Below are 20,617 nucleotides of genomic sequence, written 5' to 3'. Positions count from 1 at the left end.
AATGAGCCATCATTTTGGCGTCAACGTACCCTCGCGCTTGCGGTGAGCGCTCACGGTGGGGAGCTGGCAGGGTCGAGCGCCGTCAGGAGGGACTGATCTGCAGAACGCAGAAAATAAGGTGAATCACAGGCCCCGATCAGAGGCGTGAACAGACATGTAGCGAGCTTGACGCTTGGCAATCCTTGCATGGGCTGAGCTCCAAAAAATGAACTCGCAGCTTAGAGATGAAACCTCGCGCGGACCAGAACGCGTCAGCCTCAAAATGTGACGAGTACGCCCTGACCAGAGCGGATCACTCTGGACCACAAGCGTCACTTTGATGAGGCGATCCGCCCCTTAAAAAACTGACCACCCTATACGAGCACTCAGCAATTCCAGTGCCGCCATCCCGGCCAACGAGTTACCTGCTGCATTCAACTCAGGCGACCACACGCATACGGTGAATTGACCCGGGACGATCGCCACAATCCCTCCGCCCACTCCACTTTTGCCTGGCAACCCAACGCGGTAGGCGAAATTTCCTGCCTCGTCATACAGCCCACTTGTCGCCATGATCGAATTGACTTGCTGGGTCTGGCGCCGGGTCAGTATCTGCTCGCCACTGTGGATGCAGAATCCATCGTTGGCCAGAAAGCAAAATGCTCGCGCCAGATCGAGGCAGTTCATCTGTAACGCGCAGTAATTGAAATAACTGCGCAGCACCATCTCGACCTCGTTATGAAAGTTGCCAAATGACTTCATGAGATAAGCCATGGCGGCATTGCGTGAGCGGTGCTGATACTCCGAGTCGGCCACGCGGGCATCGATCAATACCTGAGGATTGCCCGATAGCCTTCGTACGAAATCGCGCATCGACAAGGTGGGTGCTGCGAACCGCGACTGGTTGATATCACAGATCACCAACGCCCCCGCATTGATGAATGGATTGCGTGGCCGTCCGCGCTCGAACTCCAGCTGAACCAGCGAGTTGAACGGCTGGCCTGAGGGTTCATGACCCAGGCGTTCCCAAATGGCTTCGCCGGAGTGACCAATCGCCTGAACCAGGCTGAAGACCTTGGAGATGCTTTGCACCGAAAATGGCACCAGCGCATCGCCAGCGCAGTGATAGCTGCCGTCGTTGCCATAGACAGCGATGCCCAGTTGCTGCGGCGGAACGTCGGCCAGTGCAGGAATGTAGTCCGCCACTTTGCCCCTGCCGATCAAGGGGCGCACTTCGTCAAGAATCTCGTCCAACAGCGTTTGCATGAAAGGCCCTGTCATGAGTCCCCCGTCCACACTGCGGGGGTAGCATCCTTGACGAAGGATTGGTAGGAAGGATCACACATGGCGTCAGCAAACGGCTGCCATTGACCACTGGCATCATTGATGGCTTTGAGGTGGATCCCTGCGACTCATTTACCGCCCGTTACATCCAGGAATGTGCCGGTGACGAAGGATGCCTCCGCACTCGCCAACCATAGAATCGCGCGAGCCACTTCCTCAGGCTGTCCGCCCCTCCCCATGGGGATTGAGTCCTTGACGCGATCGACCCGTCCCGGCTCACCGCCACTGGCATGCATTTCGGTATAGATATGTCCGGGGCGAATACAGTTAACGCGTATGCCCTCCCGTGCGACCTCCTTGGCAAAGCCAATGGTGAACGTCTCCAGGGCTCCCTTGGACGCCGCATAGTCGACGTACTCATTGGGACTTCCCAGGCGCGCGGACGCCGATGAAACATTGATCACCACGCCGCCCGGGCCATTGTGACGGTGAGACATGCGCTTTACCGCCTGTTGAGCACAGAGTATTGGCCCAATGGAATTGACCGCAAAGACGCGCTGCATCCGCTCGAATCCGAGGTCTTCCAGACGTGACTGAAGCGCCAGTACCCCGGCGTTATTGACCAGGACGTCGATGCGTCCGAACGTGCGATCGATGGCCGCGAACAACTCGGCCACCTGCTGGGGGTCCGCGCTGTCGGCCCGCACGGCCAACGCCTTGCGCCCAAAGGCCTCGACATCCGCGACCACGGCCAGCGCTGCGGGTTCGTTGGTAACGTAGCTGATAGCAACGTCATAACCCCTTTCGGCAGCCAGTCGGGCAGTTGCAGCCCCTACTCCCCGACTTCCACCCGTGATGAGAATCAGCGGTGCCTGCGAGACATTGACCATTAAACATTGCTCCTGAGCCGTTGGTTGTATCAGCCGATGATGAGAGTGCCGCTGGCGATCACGACGCACGCCAATATCCGTCCTGGAGTGAGCTTTTCACCGAGGAACACATAACCGATCAACGCCGCAAACAGCACGCTGGTTTCGCGCAATGCGGACACCGCCCCCAAGGGCGCTTCGTTCATGGCGTAGATGACCATTGCATAAGCAAGCAGGGAGACCAGCCCACCGACCACAGCGGTCACTGTTCCGGGCCGGGCGGAGAATAAGCTGCGGGCGTCACGCAGACCGATGTAGACCACGGGCATCAACACGCCCCACAGGGCGCACATCCACGCGGTGTAGGCAAGCGGCGCACCGGAGAGTCTGGCGCCGATGCCGTCGACCACGCTGTAGGCCGCGATAAAGCCGCCCGTTCCCAATGCATAGGGCAGGCTGGGAACCGAGAGAGTGCGGCCTCTGAACGCCAACGAAATAATCCCGCCTGACACCAGCGCAATGCCCAGCAACTGGCCAGGCGTGATGATTTCTCCGGCAAAAACGGCTGCACCCAAGGTGATCAGCACCGGCGACGAACCCCGTGCAATCGGGTAGATCTGCCCCAGGTCACCGACTCGGTAACTGCGCACCAGAAACAGGTTGTAGCCCACATGCAACAACCCGGAAAGCACTGCGTAACCCCAGCTTTCAATCGCGGGGGCCACCATGAACGCCGCGGCGACGACACTGGTGATGGCGATGGCAAGGCACATCACCGTCATGGACCAAAGCCGATCCGCGCCGCTGCGCAGCAGTGCGTTCCAGCTGGCGTGCAGGAGCGCGGCGAAAAGGACGAGGACGATGAGATGAATAGGCATACGCCACTCTAGGCAATTCGGCGCGGGGGCTAAAGCGAAGTCTCCTCATCGCAGCATGAACGGATACTCATGGCTCACTGTTCGACTCGTTGGACTTTCAACGCCTCATTGACCAGCCATTGGCGAAAGCTGACGATGTGCGGCTGCGATTCAATGCCCTTGGGGCAGACGAAGTAGTAAGCAAGCGGGGAAGGAAGCAGCACATCAAACAGCCGAACCAGACGGCCATCGCTGATTTCCTTCTCGACATGGCCGCTGCGCACCAATGCAACCCCTTGGCCGAGCAAGGCCGCCTCGACCGTCATGTTGGTATCTCCAAATCTGACGCCTTCCTGGAGCGGCAGATAGGCCAGCCCGACTGCTTGAAACCACTGCTCCCACTTGGGCACCAACTCGGCACCATCCCGAGTCAGCAGCGGGAAGTGCAACAATTGCGCGGGGCTCTGCGGTGTCCCAACACGCCGCAGCAGTTCGGGACTGGCCACAGGAAATACCTGCTCGCCAAAAAGGAACTCCGAGTGCAGGCCCGGGTAATTGCCCTTGCCGAGTCTGATCGCGACATCAGCCTGCCCCTGAGCGAAGTGGATGATTTTGTCGGTGGTGTCCAGCGAGACCAGCAGCTCGGGATGCTGACGAGAAAGACCGGGCAAGCGTGGCAGCAACCATTTGAGCGCGAACGAATAGGTGGTGCTGACGCTGAGTCGGACCCTGCCTTTTTGCTCGCGCAAATCGCCGAGCGTCGCCTCAAGGCTGATGAAAAACTCCCGCACGATGGGCGCCAGCGTAGCCCCCGCTGCCGTGAGGCGTAACGCCTTGCCACGCTCGAACAACTGCACGCCCCAAAGCGCCTCGAGATGCTTGAGCTGGTGACTGACGGCGCTTTGAGTAACATGCAACTCCTGTGCGGCCGCAGTAAATGTCGGGTGGCGGGTCGCAACTTCAAAAGCGCGCAGGGTCGCGGTGGGCGGCAAGTCTCTCATGGGGGGCGTTGTCCGGCGAGTGATCGGAAAAAGAGCGTGCATGAACGTTAGCTCATGCAGCAACCAAACTCACTGTAAACATCGCATCCCTGATGGGGGCTTGCCACCGGTGCGAGATGCCGCACGATTCAGTACGCCCTCTCGCACCAGTACACTTACAGCGGTGCCATGAGTCGCCAACCGTACCTTCAGAAATCAGTGATGACTGTCCCGGCGATACTCTCGGCAAATGCACTACCCAATACCGTGGCAGGGGTTGTAAAACCTGACTGACGCTCGCCATTCAAAACCCGCTGCGCAGCTTCCACTGCCGCCAGCGGTGTGTAGGAATAGCCGTTTACGGTTTCTATCACTGACCGTGCGGTGACACCATCCGCCCCGGTGACTTCGACCACGGCACGTGCTCGATGAGCACTCCTTTCTTCTGCTGAAGGGCCATCAGGTAGTTGTGACAAGTCACCCTCTGGAAACGCGGCATCTGAGATATGCACGAACATCGCAATATTCGGAATGCCGACTGAGTGCCAAGCGGTCACCAGGTCACCGAATGAAAGCGGTGCGCAAAGGACTGAACCCTGACCAAAATCAAAATGACGGGGTGTGGCATCAGGTGTCGCGACGATCTCGCCATCGACCCTGGCGAGCACACCTGCACCGATGATTTCGCTGACACTCATGGCTGAGCCCCTGGACATCGATCCTGGCACCTGGATCGCGATGTTTAACGCTAACGGCTGCTTGACACGCTTGGCAACACGCACCGCGAGTGCATCGGTGGGAACAACGTCCCAGCCGACACCCGGCAACAACATGACCTGATTGGCAGCGGCGGAAGCACCAAGTGTCTCGGCTAACCGGTACACATTGATCTCGGCAGTGATGTCCAGGTAGTCGACACGAGCCTGGATACAGGCGTGCATCAAGTCCTCAGCCGTGTGCGCAAAAGGGCCCGCAAAGTTGAGCAGCAACGAGATGCCAGACAATGAATCCGCAATAATCGCGCGGGTGTCGAACACACGAAACGGGACGCCCAGTTCTGCGGCGAGCGCCGCCACCCGGGAATGGTTTCGCCCGGCGACTTCAAACGTCAGGCCCAGGGCTTTTGCGTGCTCTACGGCCATACGACCGGTATAGCCCGTGGCACCATAGATCATTAGTGTGTTCATTGGATGTGCTGCCATTTTTTGTAGACGAACTCGAGACTGTAGCCATCCGGGTCCAATACATTGGCTGCGTAGTAGTCGGGGTCATAGTGCAGGCGTGCTCCAGGCGCACCATTGTCGACCGCGCCTTGAGCGATGGCCGCCGCGTATGCAGCGTCCACTTCGGCCCGGCCATCGGCGACAAAACCGACATGAACCGCTCGCCCTTCAACCACTCCTGCGCGCAACCAGAAAAACATCCGGCCGTTGGCACCAAAGCCCTTGAGGTCGGGATGACCCGGCGGGCCGTCCTTGCCGTCGTAGTCCCAACGCGCGGTGATTCCAAGCGGCGCCAGGCAGGCTTCGTAGAAGCGAATAGAGCGCTCAATATTGTTAACCGACAGGAAAATGTGATCCAGCATTGCAAACCTCCGCGTCTTCAAATGTTGTAACCGCCCGCCACTTCAATGGTTTGGGCATTGATCCACGCGCCTTCCTCAGACAGCAGTAGCGCAATGACCCGCGCAACATCTTGCGGCTCCCCGACTCGACCCAAGGCGGTCTGCGCCGCCAACAGTGCCTCGAACTCGTCATTGAGGCCTCCACCCAACTCAGTGCGGATGGCACCCGGTGAAACAGCATTGGCTCGTATACGCCGCTCTCCAAACTCCTTGGCCATATAGCGCGTGAGGACGTCGAGCCCGCCTTTAAATGCCGCGTAGGGCGCGACTCCAGCCGTGGCTACGCGGGTGGTGGCACTGGTCACGTTGACGATGCTCGCATCGTCCGCCAGCAACGGCAGCAAGGCCTGAGTGAGGAAGAACGGCCCTTTGAGGTGCACATTGAACAGGCCGTCGAACTGCGCCTCGCTGACGGTTGCCAACGGATTGAACAGGCCGTAGCCCGCATTATTCACCAGGCCACCCAGAGTGGTTGAATTCCAGGTCTCCTGTAAGACGTGTACCACCGACGCGCGAAACGCATCGAAGGTGCCCACGTCCCCCACGTCGAGTTTGAGGGCAACAGCCTTTCCCCCAGCGTGCTCGATACGACTCACGACGCTGGTGGCAGCTTGCAGGTCCGAGTTGTAGGTGAGGATGACGCCTATGCCGCGTTGAGCGACCAGTTCGGCGGCACTGGCACCGATTCCACGACTCCCTCCGGTGATTACGATGACGCCCATGTCCTATTCCTCTGTGGTTAAAAATCTGTCTCCACAGTACTTATCGGCATGACTGACGTCGTACCCATTCCTACTCAAAACCTGCCTGTTTCTGCTTTTCACTTGCGTGATGCCACGCAGTGCCCTCAGCATTGGGACCATGGACAATCAACTGAAAGAACTTCGCATGCTCGCGGGCAAGGCTGAAAACCGCCGAACGGAAACGGGCATCCCCCGCGTGGCCATGGTGCAGGGAAAAATTCCCGAGCACATGTTGGCGGCGATATACGACCCGATGATCAACTTGATTCTGCAAGGCAGTAAGACCATGACTGTCGGGAGTCAGACGTTTCGTTATGACCCGGCAACCTATTTCGTCATGTCCATCGATTTGCCAGCGGTAGGGTCTGTACACCCGAGTACTTCCGGCGAGCCCTACCTGGCGGTCAGTCTGACACTTGACCCCGCCGTCCTATCTACACTCTTTGCCGACCTGCCCAAACCTGTCAGCCGCACGGACAACGGACTTGGGTTTTCAGTCGCGTCGGTTACACCCGAGCTGATGGATGCATGGGTTCGAATGCTGCGATTGATGGGCGACCCGGCCGCCATCGCTGCCTTGGCTCCGGTTTATGAGCGAGAAATAATTTTCCGTGTACTTCAAGGACCGCATGGCTGGATGTTGCGGGAAATCGCAGCGCCGGATACTGCGATGGCGCGCGTCAACCTGGCTATCCAATGGATTCGCCAAGACTTCGCTGAGCCCATCGGGGTGGAGCGGCTGGCAGAGCGGGCCTCAATGAGCGTCTCGGCGTTTCATCGCCACTTCAAGGCAGTGACCAACCTTAGCCCCTTGCAGTACCAGAAACGGGTACGCCTGCTCCAGGCCAGAACCCTGATGGTGGCCGATGCTAAAAGTGTAATGGCGGCTGCCTTCGAGGTCGGCTATGAAAGTGCAACGCAATTCAGCCGTGATTACGTCCGGGTGTTTGGACTCCCCCCTTCCCAGGATGCCAACAGGATTCTCGGTAATACGAAAGCAACCAGCAAGTAGGTGAATACTGGTGGCTCGCTGTATGGGGCGACAGGTAATCAACGATTGGGATCAAGCACAATGACATCTTGCACTTCCCTGCGCGCCAGTAATGCGTGCGCCTCAGAGGCCTCGCTCAACGGCAGTGTTGCGCCGATGACAGGTCGAATTGAGCCACTTGAAACGCCATGGGCCAGGAACTCCAAAGCTTGGCGGATCAGTGCTGGGCGTTGGCAGATCGACGTACTCGAGCACTTCGGGCCCCCCGAAGCTACGGAACTGAATCGCTTTCATATCTGTGATCCTGATGTTTAGTCGCCAGACCTGGAGACAGGCTGATCTGGCGAGCAATGGAGGGTGAGCGATGCGCTGACGAGCACGTCGCCAGCGCAGTTCGATTCACTTCACCCCATTGAGAAACAACGTGGCGTGTTTCAAAAAAAGGTCGGGATATTGATAGATCGCGCCATGGTTCGAATCCGGGTAAATCACCAACTGAGAATCGGGTAGCGCTTGCTGCAAGGTGACGTTATTGACTGTGTAGAACACGATGTCATGACTGCCAGCGACCACCAGCGTGGGTTGCTTGATGCCTTTGAGGTAATCGGTCGAGTTGTCCGTCGGCGCTCCCCAACCTGCGATAGCCGCCGCCTGCGCAGGTGCGGTCTTGCTATCGACCTCCCGATCACGATTGATCTTGCGTGCACGCAGACGGGTAAGAAACTCGCGCCCAGCAGCCTGGCTCTCAGCGGTCTGGGTAAAAAACACATCCAACAGCAGTTCATCTGGTACATCGCGTTTTTTCGCCAGATAGCCTTGGAATTCGGGCGTTAGCGAAGCCATACCCACACCACCACGGGGTGATGAGCCCACCAGAATCAGGCGACGTACCAGCTCTGGATGATCAAGCGTCACCTGCTGTGCAATGAGGCTACCCATGGAAAAACCCAGCAGATCAGCCTTCGCTACGCCCAGCCGGTGGAGTAATCCAGCGGCATATTTGGCCATACCTTCAATGGTTTCAGGGACCTCACCGCTTGAGCTGGCGACACCGGCGTTGTCAAACAGGATGACTTCACGATCACGGGCAAAACCGTCGATGACTTTCGGGTCCCAACTGTCGAGGTTGCCAACAAAATGCTGGAGAAATACCAGCGGTACTCCACCGGCCTTGCCGAAGCGACGGTACGCCAGGCGGGCGCCGTCCACTTCGACAAATAGAGTGGGCGCGGTTTGGTGCGTATAGCCTGAAGCCACTTTGGGCTCTGAGGAGCTGGTGCTTGCTTGAACCGATGTGATCGAGCAGACAATCGCCAGTACGATGAGGCTAAAAGTCGGGCGCAACGACCACCGGGTGTTGAAAACAGTCATAGGGATGTACCTGATAAACGGGAAAGAGGGGCCCGCCCCAAAGCGATCGTCGATGGGGCGAAGCTGGATCAAGCGGGATTCTGTACGCTGGGACGTTGCTGAATTTGGGTCCGCCAAGCACAGAGCGCGGTGCACTCATCGGGAATGGCGATGGACGCGAAACCGGCAAACAGGAGCCCCGCAAAAACGGTGATATCGGCCATGGAAAACGCGTCCCCGGCGATATACGGCTGGTTGCGCAGGACCTGATCGAAATATTTCATGCCGTCGATTGCCTTCTCGCGTTGACGATTACCCCAATCGACACGCCCTTCCCAGTCGGGGCTTTTGTATGGCTGCAGTGCCGCGCCCAATCCTGGCGTAGCGTGGTGGAAGTAGATTCCAACCGGATCTGCCAGCTCGGATTCGGCGCGTTTCTGCATCATGTGGATGACGGCCTTTTCCTTTGGCGTTGAACCCGTGAGAATTGGATTGCCGTCCAGATTATCCAGATACTCGGTGATGGCCGTGCACTCGGAAATATTGGTGCCGTCCTCCAACTGAAGAACGGGAACGGTACCCAGCGGATTGAGCATGAGGAACGCAGGCTGTTTATGTTCTGCTGCCGGCAAGTCCACCTTGATGAACTCCACTTGAGCGCTCATCCGCTTTTCAGCCAGGGCAATTCGCACACGCAGAGGGTTAGGAAAACCAGGGATGTCAAAAATCTTCATGTCTCTCGCTGCCTATCTATCTACCTATCGATAGGTATAAACTACGCCGAGGCGATTTTGACTGTCAACGTCTATCTATCGATAGGGAGGTAAATTTGTGACTACGGATACTCGGGAAACGATCATGCAGGTCGCCCGCACGATGGTTCAGACCCGCGGCTATAACGGTTTGAGCTTTCGCGAACTGGCGAAAGAGGTAGGCATCAAGAGTGCGAGCATTCACTACCATTTCCCAACCAAAGGCGACTTGGGTGCCGCGCTTGCCCAGCGTTACACAGAGGACGGTTTGGCTTATCTGGAGGGCCTGCGCGCGGGTTCCGATGACCTTCGTATGTGGATGCAGGGGTATACCGACATCTTTCGCCAGGCGCTGGTGAACGACAACCGCATGTGCCTGTGCGGAATCATGTCTGCTGAATTTGATGATTTGCCACCGGAGGTCAGAACAGAAGTCGAAGCCTTTAATGCCCTCAACATCCGGTGGTTAACGCAGGTACTAACCGTCTGCCGTCCGCAATTGAGCGATGAGGAACGGCAACAGCAGGCACTGGCGATTTATGCCGCTGTAGAAGGTGCTCAGTTGATCGCACGTGGCCGTGACGATATTCAGGTATTCGATCAAACGATCCAGACCTATCGCTCAGTCGGCCTGTTGCCATAGCTGCAAGCTCACACACGTCGGCTGACAATTTTCGTCAAATCCAGAGCCTCAGCGAGTGATTGATCCTATCGGTCAGGTCCAGCCGTACCAGCCAGGAATGTATCGAGCACGTTTTTAGTGATCGCTACGGTGTAGTGATCCTCGAGCATCAATCCGTGTACCCATTCGCAGGTGGCAGCGGTAAACACCTCGCCGCGGCCTCTGCGGAAGTGCACCACCATGCCCGCCCCACGGCAATGTTGATCAATGGCCGCGTCGCCAAGATCGGGCGCCAGGATGGAGGCTCTGTACCGTGCGTCGCCATCACCGAGCATGAACGAATAGGCATCCTCGGCCCTGCCCTGCTCGGCATTGGTCGCCCAGCCCATCGCCAGAATTTCCAATCCTGGTGGTGCTCCGTCTGTGCCGAGAGGTTCAGGAAGGCCATCGACGAAGGTGTAGTCGAGCCCGTCGACCTCATAGCCAAAGATGCTTGCCTCGTCGCCGAACATATCGGCGTAGCCGAGCCCCGTGCCCTCGAATGCCCAATGTTGCGCACGGAAAACCGTATACCCGCGCGGGCTACGGGGTGCCATGGCGCCGAAACTCCCGTAGATGCCTCGCAATGCATTGACTCCGAAGGTACTCGCCCCAGGATGATTCACTTGAGGATCCTCCCAGGCGCTGGTCAGCGTCCTGTCGCAGTGAGCTGCCACCGGGTCATGGGAGGCGGCATCGTATTTATAGGCGACTTGCCGCTGATCACCGTCCTCCAGACGAATCTGCCACATGAAATTGCCGGCAAAGCGAGCGACCTTACCGCCCTCCTCGACAAAGGCATCGACGTGGTCACGCATCTCACGCGTCCAATATTCATCGTGCCCGACGAAGACCGCGCAAGCGTAACCTCGGAGGGCATCCGGGTCGCGATGCAAATCATCCTGGGTGAGAATGTCGATGACATAATTTTGTTGTTCCGCCCAAACCACAAACGGTCGTTCATAGGAGGCCCATCCCGCCAGCGCATAGTATTTGCTGAAACCGTGGAGAGCGGCCCACTCAATGAATTCGTAGCGCGCCGGACCTGGCCTGCCAGGCCGTTTCGCGTTGACTGATCGCGGCGCGCCCTCAGGTAGCCAGACTTGTCCTCGCGCCCAAGGTCGTTGTGCCGACAACAACGGCGAGCGGCCGCGTGGCGTCTGCGGATGGACACCGAAATAGTGGTTGGCCCCGCCCCAGTCGTTGTAGGCGGCCCACGTCGATGTTGCCGCGACCAGCGCCAAGGCATGAGCGCGCTTACGTGCGGCCTTCACGATGAACAGATGATGCCCGATCACGCGCTCGCCACCATCCAGTATCTCCACCCCATATGCCCCAGGGTCGACATCCTCCGGAATCTGCCACTCCAGGAAGACTGGCCATTGGCAGCCGTGCTCGTAGGAACGTTCGGGCAACGGATGGAAGCAAGCCTCCAGATAGCCCGTTTCATGCACGGTGCGGGCGAGTGCTCCATCACGAAAGATCCTGAGCCTCACTCGCGGACTGTTGGACGAGAGGTGCAGTCTCACAGGTGCACCGGGGCTGTAGGAGCGACGATCCGAATAACACCACGCTGCCGCCGGACCCGTTTCTGACGGGACTTCGACCCAGATCTCTCGGGCCGCCTGGCGGGGCCCCGACGTCTGGCTGACGATCACGCCAGCCCCAGGGCGCTCACCCCGTGCTACACCTTTTTTCGGTTCGATTGAGCTCATCAATGTGCCCTCCTCTTGTTTCGGTGATCGGTGCGAATCGAGACGTCAGGGATGGATTTGCGAGACGCCTTCGAGGGGTGTGGAACGACACCTTCTCGAACGTCAGAGGCACCGATATGCGCAAGATCGACACCCGCCGTTTCCGCGATGAGGAAGCCCGCTATCACGGTCACCAGACCCAGGCCCATCACGTAGCAGATGTACAGGTAATCAAGGTCGGCACCGGTGAGATAACTATGCAAATAAGGCGCAGTGCCACCGAAGATCGCCACCGAGACCGACGAGACAAACCCGACGCCCTGTGCCCTCGCCCGGGTGGGCACTTGCTCCGATAAAATGGCGGGGAAGATCGCCGCGATCAACGACCAGGCGCCCAGCCCCATGACCTGGGCCAGGAACAACGTATAGGGTTCGGTCGTGACCATGACCGAGATGGGATAGGTCAGCACCACCACGCCCACACCCCAGGCGATGACCATCGGCTTACGCCCCAGCCGGTCGGACAACATTCCGCAAACCGGCAACCAGCATACGCAAAGGATCTGCGCGAACAGACTGGCGACATAAGCCCCGGTAGCGTCCATCCCCTGGGCGATCGCCGTCGCAGCGCCGAACGTGACCCAGGCGTAGTAAGTGACATTAGCGGCCGCAGCGAGCATGACGATGTTGCGCGTGATGCGCAGCACCTCGCCCCTGGACAACTTGGGCGCAAGCCGGGTCATCTGCTGTTGCTCTACGAAGACGTGGGACTCCTCAGCTCCGCGTCGCAGGAACAGCGCATAGATGCCCAGTACCCCACCGATCGCGAAGCCTATCCGCCAGCCATAATCGCTCATGGCCTGGGACCCGAGGAACCAGGTCAGCGCCGCGGCGACGGCCGTTGCCGCCATGACCCCCAGCGTCACGCCGATGTAGACTGAACTGGACCACAATCCTCGGTGCTTGCTCGGTGCGATCTCGGCGACATAGGTGTAGGAAACCCCCGTTTCGCCGCCGTGAGCGAGGCCCTGGGTGAGACGAAAAAACAGCAGTGCCGCCGCGGCGTACACGCCAATGGTTTGATAGGCGGGGATAAACGCAATGCCCAGGCTGCTGACTGCCAGCAGCATCATGGTGATGATCAAGATGGTTCGGCGCCCCAAGCGATCGCTTAGACGGCCGAACAGCAATCCACCAACGGGCCGGGCGACGAACCCGACCGCGAATACGCCGAGCGTGGCGAGCATCGCCGACCTGGCATCCGTCTTGTCGAACAGATTACTCGCCAGGTACACCGAGAACGTTGCGTAAAGCGTCCAGTCGAACCATTCCAGCGCATTGCCTATAGCGACCGCGCGCAAGGATTTAAGGCGTCCTTGAGGGAACGTCGAATTATTCATGAACCATCTCCAGATCACGGATGTTGTCAGAACGGCCAGAAAGGCAATTCAAAGGTGCAGCGAAGGTCTTGATTCGCCGCGCTGACGGGGCGCCTCCACTCGAACACGAAGCGCAATCAGCAACGCAGCGACCAGCATCAGCCCTCCCGCCGCGAGAAATACACCCGCGATGCCACTGAAGCTGAACATCGCCCCGCCCGCGGCGGCCCCTATCGCGATCGCCGATTGCACCGACGCCACGACCATCCCTCCGGCACTCTCCGCCTGATCCGGTACAGCACTGGCAACCCAGTTCGACCACGCCACCGGCACGCCGCCAAATGCCAGGCCCCAGATCGCCAGCAGTGCCGCTTGCCCCGTCACTGTAGCGGGCACCAGTACCAGCGTCAGAGCAACCAGCCCCACCAGCACCGGCATCAAAACGAGGGTGGCCCGCGGGCTGTGCTCGAGCAGCCGCCCAGCCAGCAACGTGCCGACGAAGTTCGCCAGACCAAAGCCCAGCAGCATCAACGCCAGCCCCTGCGGGCCAATCCCGGAGGTGCTTTCAAGGAATGGTCGGACATAGGTAAACAACGCGAAGTGGCCACTGTGAACCAGTACACAACCCAACATGCCCATCGCAATGCCCGGACGGCGCAGCACGTCGAATATGGTCCGCAGCCGTGCCGGTCGACGCGGCGCCAACGGTGGCAAGGTGAACGACTGGAATGCCATCGTCAGCACCCCCACCGCCGCCGCAGCGAGGAACGCGCTACGCCAGCCAAATAGCTCACCCAGGTAGCTTCCCAGCGGAACCGCGACCACCGTACCCACAGCAATGCCGCTGAAAATGATCGAGAGCGCGCGGGGCAACAGAGCCACCGGCACCAGACGCATCGCGACAGCCGCCGCCATGCTCCAGAAACCGCCCAGGGCGATCCCCAGAAGGATGCGCATCACCAACAGCACCGTCAGGCTGGAGGAAACGGCTACCAACAGGTTGGACGCGATCATCAGCGCGGAAAAGCCCAGTAGCACCAGGCGTCGGTCGATGCTTCGGGTTAGCCCCGGCACCAGCAGGCCAGCAAACAGTGCCACGACTGCCGTCACTGTCACCGCCTGGCCGGCCAACGCCTCGGACACGCCCAGGTCAACCGCCATCGGTGTCAGCAGGCTGGCTGGAAGATACTCTGCGGTCAGCAATCCAAACACGCCCATTGCCAGCGAGAACACAGCCGTCCAGGCGGGAGTGGTGGGTTCTTCCTGAGTGTTTCCACCACAGTGGCGGTCGGGTACGGCGTCACAAACACAATCAGTCATTGCACGGATCTCCAGATTTTCATCGCGACCCGAAGTCTAGGCAGGTGAAATTGGATGATCTATGATTAGGAATCTTGATTTTTTGATCAAAGCTCCGGAGCAACGATGTCAACCGACCCGCTCGCCCTCTCCTCGGGCTTCATCAACGAGCTGTTGCGCGGTATGCGCCTGAGCGGAGTTGAATACCGCCGGATCCAGACAGGTCCGAGCTTCGGCCTGGGATTCAAGGCAAGGTCCGGGCATGCCTGGTTCCACTTCCTGGCGGTCGGCAACGCGGTGCTACGGATGGAAGACGGGACCACCTATGACCTGTCTGCGGGAAACGCCGTGTTCATTTCCCACGGTGCAGCCCACCAACTGCTCTCAGAGACGGAGCATTGCGTCGACGACATCGACAGCTTCGACGTTTCCTCGCTCGGTGATACCGTCAGCGCGATCGAAGCGGGAACCGACTCCACTCGCCTGCCGACCACGATCATTTTCAGTGGTTGTATGGAGTTCGAGCTGGGCAGCATCCACGGCCTCGGCAAACTGATGCCCGGCCTGATGTTGATCGATGCCGGGGGTCAACGTTACCCGGGGCTGGTTCCCATACTGGCAACCATGGAGCGCGAAGTCAGTGCCGCCCGGGTTGGCTTCGCAGGTATTCTTGCGCGTTTGGCCGACGTGGTGGCCGCGATGGTCGTTCGCGGCTGGGTGGAATGCGCCTGTGGTAACGCCTCTGGCCTGGTGGCGGCATTGCGCGACCCGCGCTTGGGTCGTGCGTTGCTTGCTCTTCATCAACATCCGGGACGCGACTGGACCGTCGCGCAGCTCGCGCAGCAATGCAATACCTCGCGCTCGGTGTTCGCTGACCGGTTCAAGGACACCATTGGCATGACGCCACTCAATTACGTGACGGAGCTGCGGATGAGACTGGCCAGCCAGTGGCTGACCCTCGAGAGGCTTCCGATCGAGGAAGTGGCCGAGCGATTGGGTTATACCTCCCAGGCGGCTTTCAGCCGTGCCTTCAAGCGAGTGACGGGCAAGCCGCCTGGTTTGAGTCGTCGATCACATCAGCTCAACCTTTCCTGAGCGCCGAAGTGGAGTCGAAACGCCCGCCTGCTCGCCTGACCGAGTCTGCCAATAGCGCCCACCGCCAAATGGCTGGGTACGTGTTCGAAAATGTGGAAATAGCGGCCTACACAGTCTTGATTTCTGCCGCCAGAGCCACCCAGGACGCACAAAATGCCACGTTGTCCCTGGAGAAGTTGGGCTCACGGGAGCTGAGAAAACTCCGCGCCCGGTACAGCTCCTTGGGCGAAATTGATCAGATCAATCTCGATCTCGCCAGCACTCGCGAGAGTGCAACGAAGGAATCCGGGCGATGAACCCCGTCACGCCAGACGGTCGCTACTTTGTGATCAAAGGAACGCTCTGGCGATGCACAAACCCTGCTCTACCAGAGGCTGTACGCCAGCGACTGGTGCATGACCTGATGGACGCACGGCGAGAAGTGAAGCTGGCAAAATCGTGTGGCGATGCGGAGCAAATGTCGGACGCCAGAGCAAAGGTACAGGCAGCCAAGGTCGCGCTCGGTGAGCGCGGCCCTCTGTGGTGGGATGATGGGAGTCCTGACTACAACCGGCATCTGGTCTCCAATACACCCTACGAAGACTGGTATCGATCCCTGGAAAAGTAAGCTCGACCCAAGTGGACGCCGCGAGGCTCCTGGGTTAGCTTTCGTATCCGTTCATATTTGGGGTCCACAAACATGACTGACCGCCAGCTCATTGTTCCGGATGGCATGAGATTGCTCAGCGAGCGTGCCGGTTATGCACCCGCTGTAAAGGTAAGAAAAACGCTTTACTGCGCGGGACAGGTAGGCCGCACACCGGATTTATCAGTCATCGAAGACCCTGAGCAGCAGTTTTTGGCCGCATGGGACAATCTCCGGCTCGTCTTGAAAGCCGGTGGCTGCGACTTTGAAGATGTCGTCGAAATGACGACTTATCACGTCGATATGCAACGCCACATGCCCGTTTTCAGACGCGTGAAGGATGAGGTCTTTCCCAGGGGAACCTGTGCCTGGACATGCATAGGTGTCAGTGAACTGGCTCGGCCCGGCCTTCTCGTGGAGATCAAATGCGTCGCCGTAGAGCGATAACTCTCAGGCGTACTTCAAGCACAGCCCTCACCGAAGCCAACAGGCGGGCCTTGTAGATCCACTACGTTGGGTGTCAGTCGTCCTGATCGATCTGATCAAGAAAATCAACCTCGTCCTCATCCTCATCCTCATCCTCATCCATGATGCCCTGAGCGTCCTCTTCGACCCATGATTCGTCATCGTGGAATTCATGATCGAGCAAGTGGTCATGCTCAGGTTCCGGGATATCGCGTTCTTCGCTCATGGCCTACCGAAACAGAGATTGAAAAAACGCACTGTATAGGCACATCTGTCCAGTACGTCAACGGTCATGAACTACTACACCGCCATCGGTTCGCGGGGTGGGTACGGCACTCCGCGTACCGCCACCGCCACCGCCACCGCCACCGCCACTCTGGTCTACGCGTTCTGACGCGAATAGCAATTGAAGGAGACCAATCGCTGCCGGCCGATCGATGCCTCGCAGGACAGGCAGCAATCGGCCTGACACAGACGAAGGACGTGTGTCTTGGTATCCTCGGGAAAGCGCTCGACATGCCCTATCGCTGCAAGGATCTCTACTATGGAAAGTAGCCCCACGTTCAAGACCCGCCGTCTTATCCTCTCCCCCCTGCAATTGGCCGATGCACCGGCCATTCAGCAACTGTTTCCCCACTGGGAAGTGGTGCGTTTTCTCGATAGTCGCGTGCCCTGGCCATACCCGGAGGACGGCGCGCTGACTTACGTTCGCGACGTCGCCCTCCCCGCCATGGCCGCCGGTCGTGAATGGCATTGGATCATTCGCATTGCCGCTGAACCGGCCCACACCATTGGGAGCATTAGCCTGTATGACCAACCTGGCAACAACAGGGGCTTCTGGCTGGCACCCCAATGGCAAGGAAAGGGTTACATACGTGAAGCCTGCGAAGTTATTAATACCTACTGGTTCGAAACGCTGGACCACTGCGTCATGCAAGTACCCAAGGCCGTGGGCAACCATGCTTCGCGCAAAATTTCGGAACGCGAGGGCATGCGATTGATTGACACGCAACCTGGCAGCTTTGTCAGCGGGCCGTTATTCAAGGAGATCTGGGAGTTGACGAGAGAGCAATGGCTTGAGAGAAAATCTACTGTCGAAGCCTCAAGGTGAATGAAATCGCATAGGGCGGTCACGGATCGGTATTGCTGTGTGGAGGGCCACTATCGGCCAGAAGCAGTCATTCAATACTCTACAAAATCAGGGGCGGTTCAGTTCGCAGGCGGTCAATCGCTCAGTTGAGCAAATTCAGCCATCAGAGCCGGATACTCGTGCAGTTCCGGAAAACCTTCAAAGCTGACGGCGGCCCCAGTTTGTACCCATGGCAGCTTTTCCCGGGTCCAGGTTTCCATAAAGGGTTTGGAGCACTCGGGTTGATCCAAGAGACTACTGCGTACCCCGACATGCGTGTGCGTGTCTGCAGGACGCGTGTACAACCAGCTCAGGCAATGCGGGCAGAAATAATGTTGAGTAGTGCCGTGCAGCCCGCCGATGACCGGTGAACCCTGGGTGACAACAAAGCCGCCAGCCGGAAACAGCGCGGTGAGTGAAAAAGCGCTCGACGCCATTTTCTGACAGCCCCGGCAATGACAGGCACTGGTGATAACCGGCTTGCAGTGGCTCTCGAACGTGACCTGCCCGCATCGACAAGCGCCTCGGGCATAGGCTGTTTTGTCAGTCATAGCGCTCTCCTCGCCAGTCATTCGACACCATTTAATGCTGCCGCGAACGCCTCGGGCGTGGGCGATTCTGGCCAGGTCGGAACACCTGCCGGCAGACTAAGCCATGGCTGTTTGTGCTTGACCCAAATATGCGCAATGGGCGTCAGGGTGGCGCGCGTGTCGAGCGTGCCGGCCCTGATTACCCATATCCCCGGCGCCGCTGACGTGGTGTTGTAGAGACGGGTATGACAGACCTCGCATAGGTAGTGCTGGGCGCAAATCCCGCCTTCTTCATAACCGTATCGAACTGTCGGACCATTCAAGATCAACGCATCGCCGGGCACCAATGCATGCAAGGCAAAACTGCTGCTACTCCAGGCCTGGCAATGCAGGCAGTGGCAGGCGTAAACACCCACTCTCAGGTCAATCGTCGAGCTATAGGCCACAGCGCCGCAGCGGCATCCACCAGTTAGTTTCATCAGTTGTTCTCGCTTAAGCGCCACTGCGCACGTGATAGGGAGGCAGGTTGCGCTAAAGCATGTGCGAAGCTCAATCTAATTAAAATAGATCAAACCTGCCTAGCAACTGATAGGAAATGTATGAACCTGCCGCACCTGCAATGGGAAACTCAAAGGGTTTTTCTCGCCGTTCTTCGTACCGGTAGCCTGTCTGCTGCCGCTCGCGCACTGGGTATCGCACAGGCCACAGCACGCCGCCGGATCGATGCGCTGGAGAGCAGCGTAGGAATGAGCCTGTTTGTGCGCTCGCCAGCAGGCTTGCTGCCCACCGATACCGCCAGGCAGTTGATCGAACATGCCGAATCCATGGCACTGGCCGCAGAAGCATTTTCACGGTCCGCCTCCGCGCAAGCCAACGACTTGAGCGGAACGGTACGGATCACCAGTAGCGAATTGCTGGGCGTCGAAGTGCTCCCTTCGATGCTGCGAGAGATACGGGACGCAGAGCCTCAGCTGGCACTGGAACTCAGCGTGTCAAACCGCCTGGAAGACCTGACCCTGCAGGAAGCCGACGTGGCCGTGCGCATACGCCGCCCTACCGAGGCGGCAGTGGTTGCCAGGCACGTGGGGGACCTGCGTATTGGCCTGTATGCCACGCCGGAGCTGCTGGCACGGTACGGTCATCCGCGCACAGCAGACGCGTTGGAACAATGCCCCGTCATCGGCCCGGACCGCAATTTGATTGAAACAGCATTTCTCGAACAAAAAGGTTTTTTCACGACGCAAGAACGCCCCGCCATTCGCACCGACCACCACCTGGCCCAGTTCGCAGCGCTGCGGGCGGGGTTGGGGATTGGCGTTTGTTCCAGTCAGCTGGCACGCCGCTATGGGCTGGTGAGGGTGCTGCACGAACAGGTCGACTTCCGCGTGGATATCTGGATGGCCATGCACCACGACCTGCGGCGGGTTAAGCGCATCGCGCTGGTGTTTGATTCGCTGGCTGAGTCACTTGCGCGTTTTTTGGAGGATGCGGAGTGAACGAACCTGCTGGGCGGAGTTGGCAGCAGACAATTGCGAAGCAACAATCGGAACGTGTGACCAATCACCGAATCGCCTCATGAGCGCACCCCGTCAAGGAGCCACGACTCATACATGCCCCCACGTTACGGTCGAACCTCGCCGGCCGGTTACACCAGTCGCACGGCGAAGTGTTTTTCGCCGGCCCAAAAAAAGCCCGCCGAAGCGGGCTTTCCTCTCTGGGAGTCGTTACTGTTTCTGCAGATACCGATTGCACGCGCTCTGGCCCTTCTTCAGAAGAAAGACATGAGCTTCTTCAAACGTCCGCGACTCTTCCTCCGCGAAGTCGATGATTTCACCAATAGGCTTGGAGTACTCACGGCATGAACTAGATTTCATTAGCGCAATTTCTATCGCCGTCAGCCCAGCGTTTGATATCACTTATCTTCGGCGATCTGGTACCCACACTCAAGATGTTCTTTGTTGTATATAACCTGACCTGTGCTTGGTTCGCATCATGTCTTTCTATTTCAATGAGGGCGTTATTAATCAACAGCCCTTCCGAAAGGAGCTTTTGATTGATCTCACCTTCACTGCGCTCATCGCTAAACTCGCTTAACACGATGACCGGCTTTCCTATATACGTCTCATATTCCAGGCATTGCCTTGCCATTAGCCTTAAGTTTCGATAAGTATCGGAGGGCGACTTCTTGCTAGTGAAGCTGCCGTCATAAGATGAATGACTATTTTTTAATTCGCTGACGGTTATAGCGCACCCACTGATTGAGATAGAAAAGAATAGTATAGGCAAGGCCAAGTATTTCAATTTCAACTCC

The 20,617-nt window shown here is 58.4% G+C and carries 24 protein-coding genes and 1 pseudogene; 8 read left to right on the top strand and 17 right to left on the bottom strand.

Annotated elements, in window-relative coordinates; genetic code table 11:
- Positions 1 to 336: 336 nt before the first annotated feature.
- From glsB to AB4N64_RS09270, 7 genes are all read right to left on the bottom strand, one after another.
- Positions 337 to 1,245, bottom strand: coding sequence for a glutaminase B (gene glsB, locus AB4N64_RS09300; protein WP_460124542.1), 909 nt, complete (start codon positions 1,243 to 1,245; stop codon positions 337 to 339).
- Positions 1,246 to 1,391: 146 nt separating this feature from the next.
- A complete protein-coding gene (locus AB4N64_RS09295; RefSeq protein WP_460124539.1) occupies positions 1,392 to 2,153 on the bottom strand; it encodes an SDR family oxidoreductase in 762 nt (253 codons plus the stop codon).
- Positions 2,154 to 2,182: 29 nt separating this feature from the next.
- On the bottom strand, positions 2,183 to 3,010 hold the full coding sequence (locus AB4N64_RS09290) for an EamA family transporter (RefSeq protein ID WP_460124536.1): 828 nt from the start codon (positions 3,008 to 3,010) through the stop codon (positions 2,183 to 2,185).
- Between the two features lie 74 nt (positions 3,011 to 3,084).
- Entirely contained in the window at positions 3,085 to 3,990 is a 906-nt protein-coding gene (gene gcvA / locus AB4N64_RS09285) for a transcriptional regulator GcvA (protein ID WP_460126684.1), read from the bottom strand.
- A 188-nt stretch (positions 3,991 to 4,178) separates the two neighbouring features.
- Positions 4,179 to 5,156, bottom strand: coding sequence for a saccharopine dehydrogenase family protein (locus tag AB4N64_RS09280; RefSeq protein ID WP_460124533.1), 978 nt, complete (start codon positions 5,154 to 5,156; stop codon positions 4,179 to 4,181).
- Complete coding sequence (locus AB4N64_RS09275) at positions 5,153 to 5,554, bottom strand: VOC family protein (protein ID WP_460124530.1); 402 nt, start codon at positions 5,552 to 5,554, stop codon at positions 5,153 to 5,155. Before AB4N64_RS09275 ends, AB4N64_RS09280 begins: the two co-directional genes overlap by 4 nt.
- Before the next feature lie 17 nt (positions 5,555 to 5,571).
- Positions 5,572 to 6,315: an SDR family NAD(P)-dependent oxidoreductase gene (locus AB4N64_RS09270; protein ID WP_460124527.1), complete on the bottom strand. Its 744-nt coding sequence runs from the start codon at positions 6,313 to 6,315 to the stop codon at positions 5,572 to 5,574.
- Positions 6,316 to 6,454: 139 nt separating this feature from the next.
- Here AB4N64_RS09270 and AB4N64_RS09265 point away from each other — a divergent pair, with 139 nt between their 5' ends.
- Positions 6,455 to 7,348: an AraC family transcriptional regulator gene (locus AB4N64_RS09265; RefSeq protein WP_460124525.1), complete on the top strand. Its 894-nt coding sequence runs from the start codon at positions 6,455 to 6,457 to the stop codon at positions 7,346 to 7,348.
- A gap of 38 nt (positions 7,349 to 7,386) precedes the next feature.
- On the opposite strand, the gene AB4N64_RS09260 is transcribed toward AB4N64_RS09265, so the two are convergent.
- The 3 genes from AB4N64_RS09260 to AB4N64_RS09250 form a co-directional block, all read right to left on the bottom strand.
- Positions 7,387 to 7,566, bottom strand: a complete 180-nt coding sequence (locus AB4N64_RS09260; RefSeq protein ID WP_460126682.1) for a zinc-binding dehydrogenase — start codon at positions 7,564 to 7,566, stop codon at positions 7,387 to 7,389.
- A 160-nt stretch (positions 7,567 to 7,726) separates the two neighbouring features.
- Positions 7,727 to 8,770 carry an alpha/beta fold hydrolase gene (locus AB4N64_RS09255; RefSeq protein ID WP_460124522.1) on the bottom strand — a complete coding sequence of 348 codons (1,044 nt, stop codon included), beginning with the start codon at positions 8,768 to 8,770 and terminating at the stop codon, positions 7,727 to 7,729.
- The gene (locus AB4N64_RS09250) at positions 8,767 to 9,411 is read right to left on the bottom strand and encodes a glutathione S-transferase (protein ID WP_460124519.1); all 645 of its coding nucleotides are present in this window, start codon (positions 9,409 to 9,411) and stop codon (positions 8,767 to 8,769) included. Before AB4N64_RS09250 ends, AB4N64_RS09255 begins: the two co-directional genes overlap by 4 nt.
- Before the next feature lie 124 nt (positions 9,412 to 9,535).
- On the opposite strand from AB4N64_RS09250, the gene AB4N64_RS09245 reads away from it, so the two are divergent.
- Positions 9,536 to 10,072 carry a TetR/AcrR family transcriptional regulator gene (locus AB4N64_RS09245; RefSeq protein WP_460124516.1) on the top strand — a complete coding sequence of 179 codons (537 nt, stop codon included), beginning with the start codon at positions 9,536 to 9,538 and terminating at the stop codon, positions 10,070 to 10,072.
- 65 nt (positions 10,073 to 10,137) lie between these two features.
- On the opposite strand, the gene AB4N64_RS09240 is transcribed toward AB4N64_RS09245, so the two are convergent.
- The 3 genes from AB4N64_RS09240 to AB4N64_RS09230 are packed head-to-tail and all read right to left on the bottom strand — an operon-like array spanning position 10,138 to position 14,483.
- Positions 10,138 to 11,805 (bottom strand): N,N-dimethylformamidase beta subunit family domain-containing protein, encoded by a 1,668-nt coding sequence (locus AB4N64_RS09240; protein ID WP_460124514.1) that lies wholly within the window; start codon positions 11,803 to 11,805, stop codon positions 10,138 to 10,140.
- A complete protein-coding gene (locus tag AB4N64_RS09235; RefSeq protein ID WP_460124511.1) occupies positions 11,805 to 13,184 on the bottom strand; it encodes an MFS transporter in 1,380 nt (459 codons plus the stop codon). The genes AB4N64_RS09240 and AB4N64_RS09235 overlap by 1 nt, the downstream gene beginning before the upstream one ends.
- A gap of 48 nt (positions 13,185 to 13,232) precedes the next feature.
- On the bottom strand, positions 13,233 to 14,483 hold the full coding sequence (locus tag AB4N64_RS09230) for an MFS transporter (RefSeq protein ID WP_460124508.1): 1,251 nt from the start codon (positions 14,481 to 14,483) through the stop codon (positions 13,233 to 13,235).
- 105 nt (positions 14,484 to 14,588) lie between these two features.
- Here AB4N64_RS09230 and AB4N64_RS09225 point away from each other — a divergent pair, with 105 nt between their 5' ends.
- The 4 genes and pseudogenes from AB4N64_RS09225 (at position 14,589) to AB4N64_RS09210 (ending at position 16,629) form a co-directional block, all read left to right on the top strand.
- A complete protein-coding gene (locus AB4N64_RS09225) occupies positions 14,589 to 15,557 on the top strand; it encodes a cupin domain-containing protein (RefSeq protein ID WP_460124505.1) in 969 nt (322 codons plus the stop codon).
- A gap of 68 nt (positions 15,558 to 15,625) precedes the next feature.
- A pseudogene (locus tag AB4N64_RS09220) lies at positions 15,626 to 15,707 on the top strand (hypothetical protein); the annotation flags it as partial.
- Between the two features lie 142 nt (positions 15,708 to 15,849).
- Complete coding sequence (locus AB4N64_RS09215) at positions 15,850 to 16,164, top strand: hypothetical protein (protein WP_460124503.1); 315 nt, start codon at positions 15,850 to 15,852, stop codon at positions 16,162 to 16,164.
- Between the two features lie 72 nt (positions 16,165 to 16,236).
- Entirely contained in the window at positions 16,237 to 16,629 is a 393-nt protein-coding gene (locus AB4N64_RS09210) for a RidA family protein (RefSeq protein ID WP_460124500.1), read from the top strand.
- Positions 16,630 to 16,702: 73 nt separating this feature from the next.
- Here the strand turns inward: AB4N64_RS09210 and AB4N64_RS09205 are convergent, their stop codons facing one another.
- A complete protein-coding gene (locus tag AB4N64_RS09205; protein WP_460124497.1) occupies positions 16,703 to 16,873 on the bottom strand; it encodes a hypothetical protein in 171 nt (56 codons plus the stop codon).
- A 318-nt stretch (positions 16,874 to 17,191) separates the two neighbouring features.
- On the opposite strand from AB4N64_RS09205, the gene AB4N64_RS09200 reads away from it, so the two are divergent.
- Complete coding sequence (locus AB4N64_RS09200; RefSeq protein ID WP_460124494.1) at positions 17,192 to 17,758, top strand: GNAT family N-acetyltransferase; 567 nt, start codon at positions 17,192 to 17,194, stop codon at positions 17,756 to 17,758.
- 113 nt (positions 17,759 to 17,871) lie between these two features.
- Here the strand turns inward: AB4N64_RS09200 and AB4N64_RS09195 are convergent, their stop codons facing one another.
- Entirely contained in the window at positions 17,872 to 18,327 is a 456-nt protein-coding gene (locus AB4N64_RS09195; protein WP_460124492.1) for a GFA family protein, read from the bottom strand.
- Between the two features lie 17 nt (positions 18,328 to 18,344).
- Positions 18,345 to 18,785 (bottom strand): GFA family protein, encoded by a 441-nt coding sequence (locus AB4N64_RS09190; RefSeq protein WP_460124489.1) that lies wholly within the window; start codon positions 18,783 to 18,785, stop codon positions 18,345 to 18,347.
- Between the two features lie 120 nt (positions 18,786 to 18,905).
- Here AB4N64_RS09190 and AB4N64_RS09185 point away from each other — a divergent pair, with 120 nt between their 5' ends.
- Entirely contained in the window at positions 18,906 to 19,802 is an 897-nt protein-coding gene (locus AB4N64_RS09185) for a LysR family transcriptional regulator (RefSeq protein WP_460124487.1), read from the top strand.
- A gap of 367 nt (positions 19,803 to 20,169) precedes the next feature.
- Here AB4N64_RS09185 and AB4N64_RS09180 read toward each other — a convergent pair whose 3' ends face one another.
- On the bottom strand, positions 20,170 to 20,607 hold the full coding sequence (locus tag AB4N64_RS09180; protein ID WP_460124484.1) for a hypothetical protein: 438 nt from the start codon (positions 20,605 to 20,607) through the stop codon (positions 20,170 to 20,172).
- Between the last annotated feature and the right edge of the window lie 10 nt (positions 20,608 to 20,617).

The organism is Pseudomonas sp. S2_C03 (genome assembly GCF_054668405.1).
This window is presented reverse-complemented; position numbering and strand designations above follow the sequence as displayed.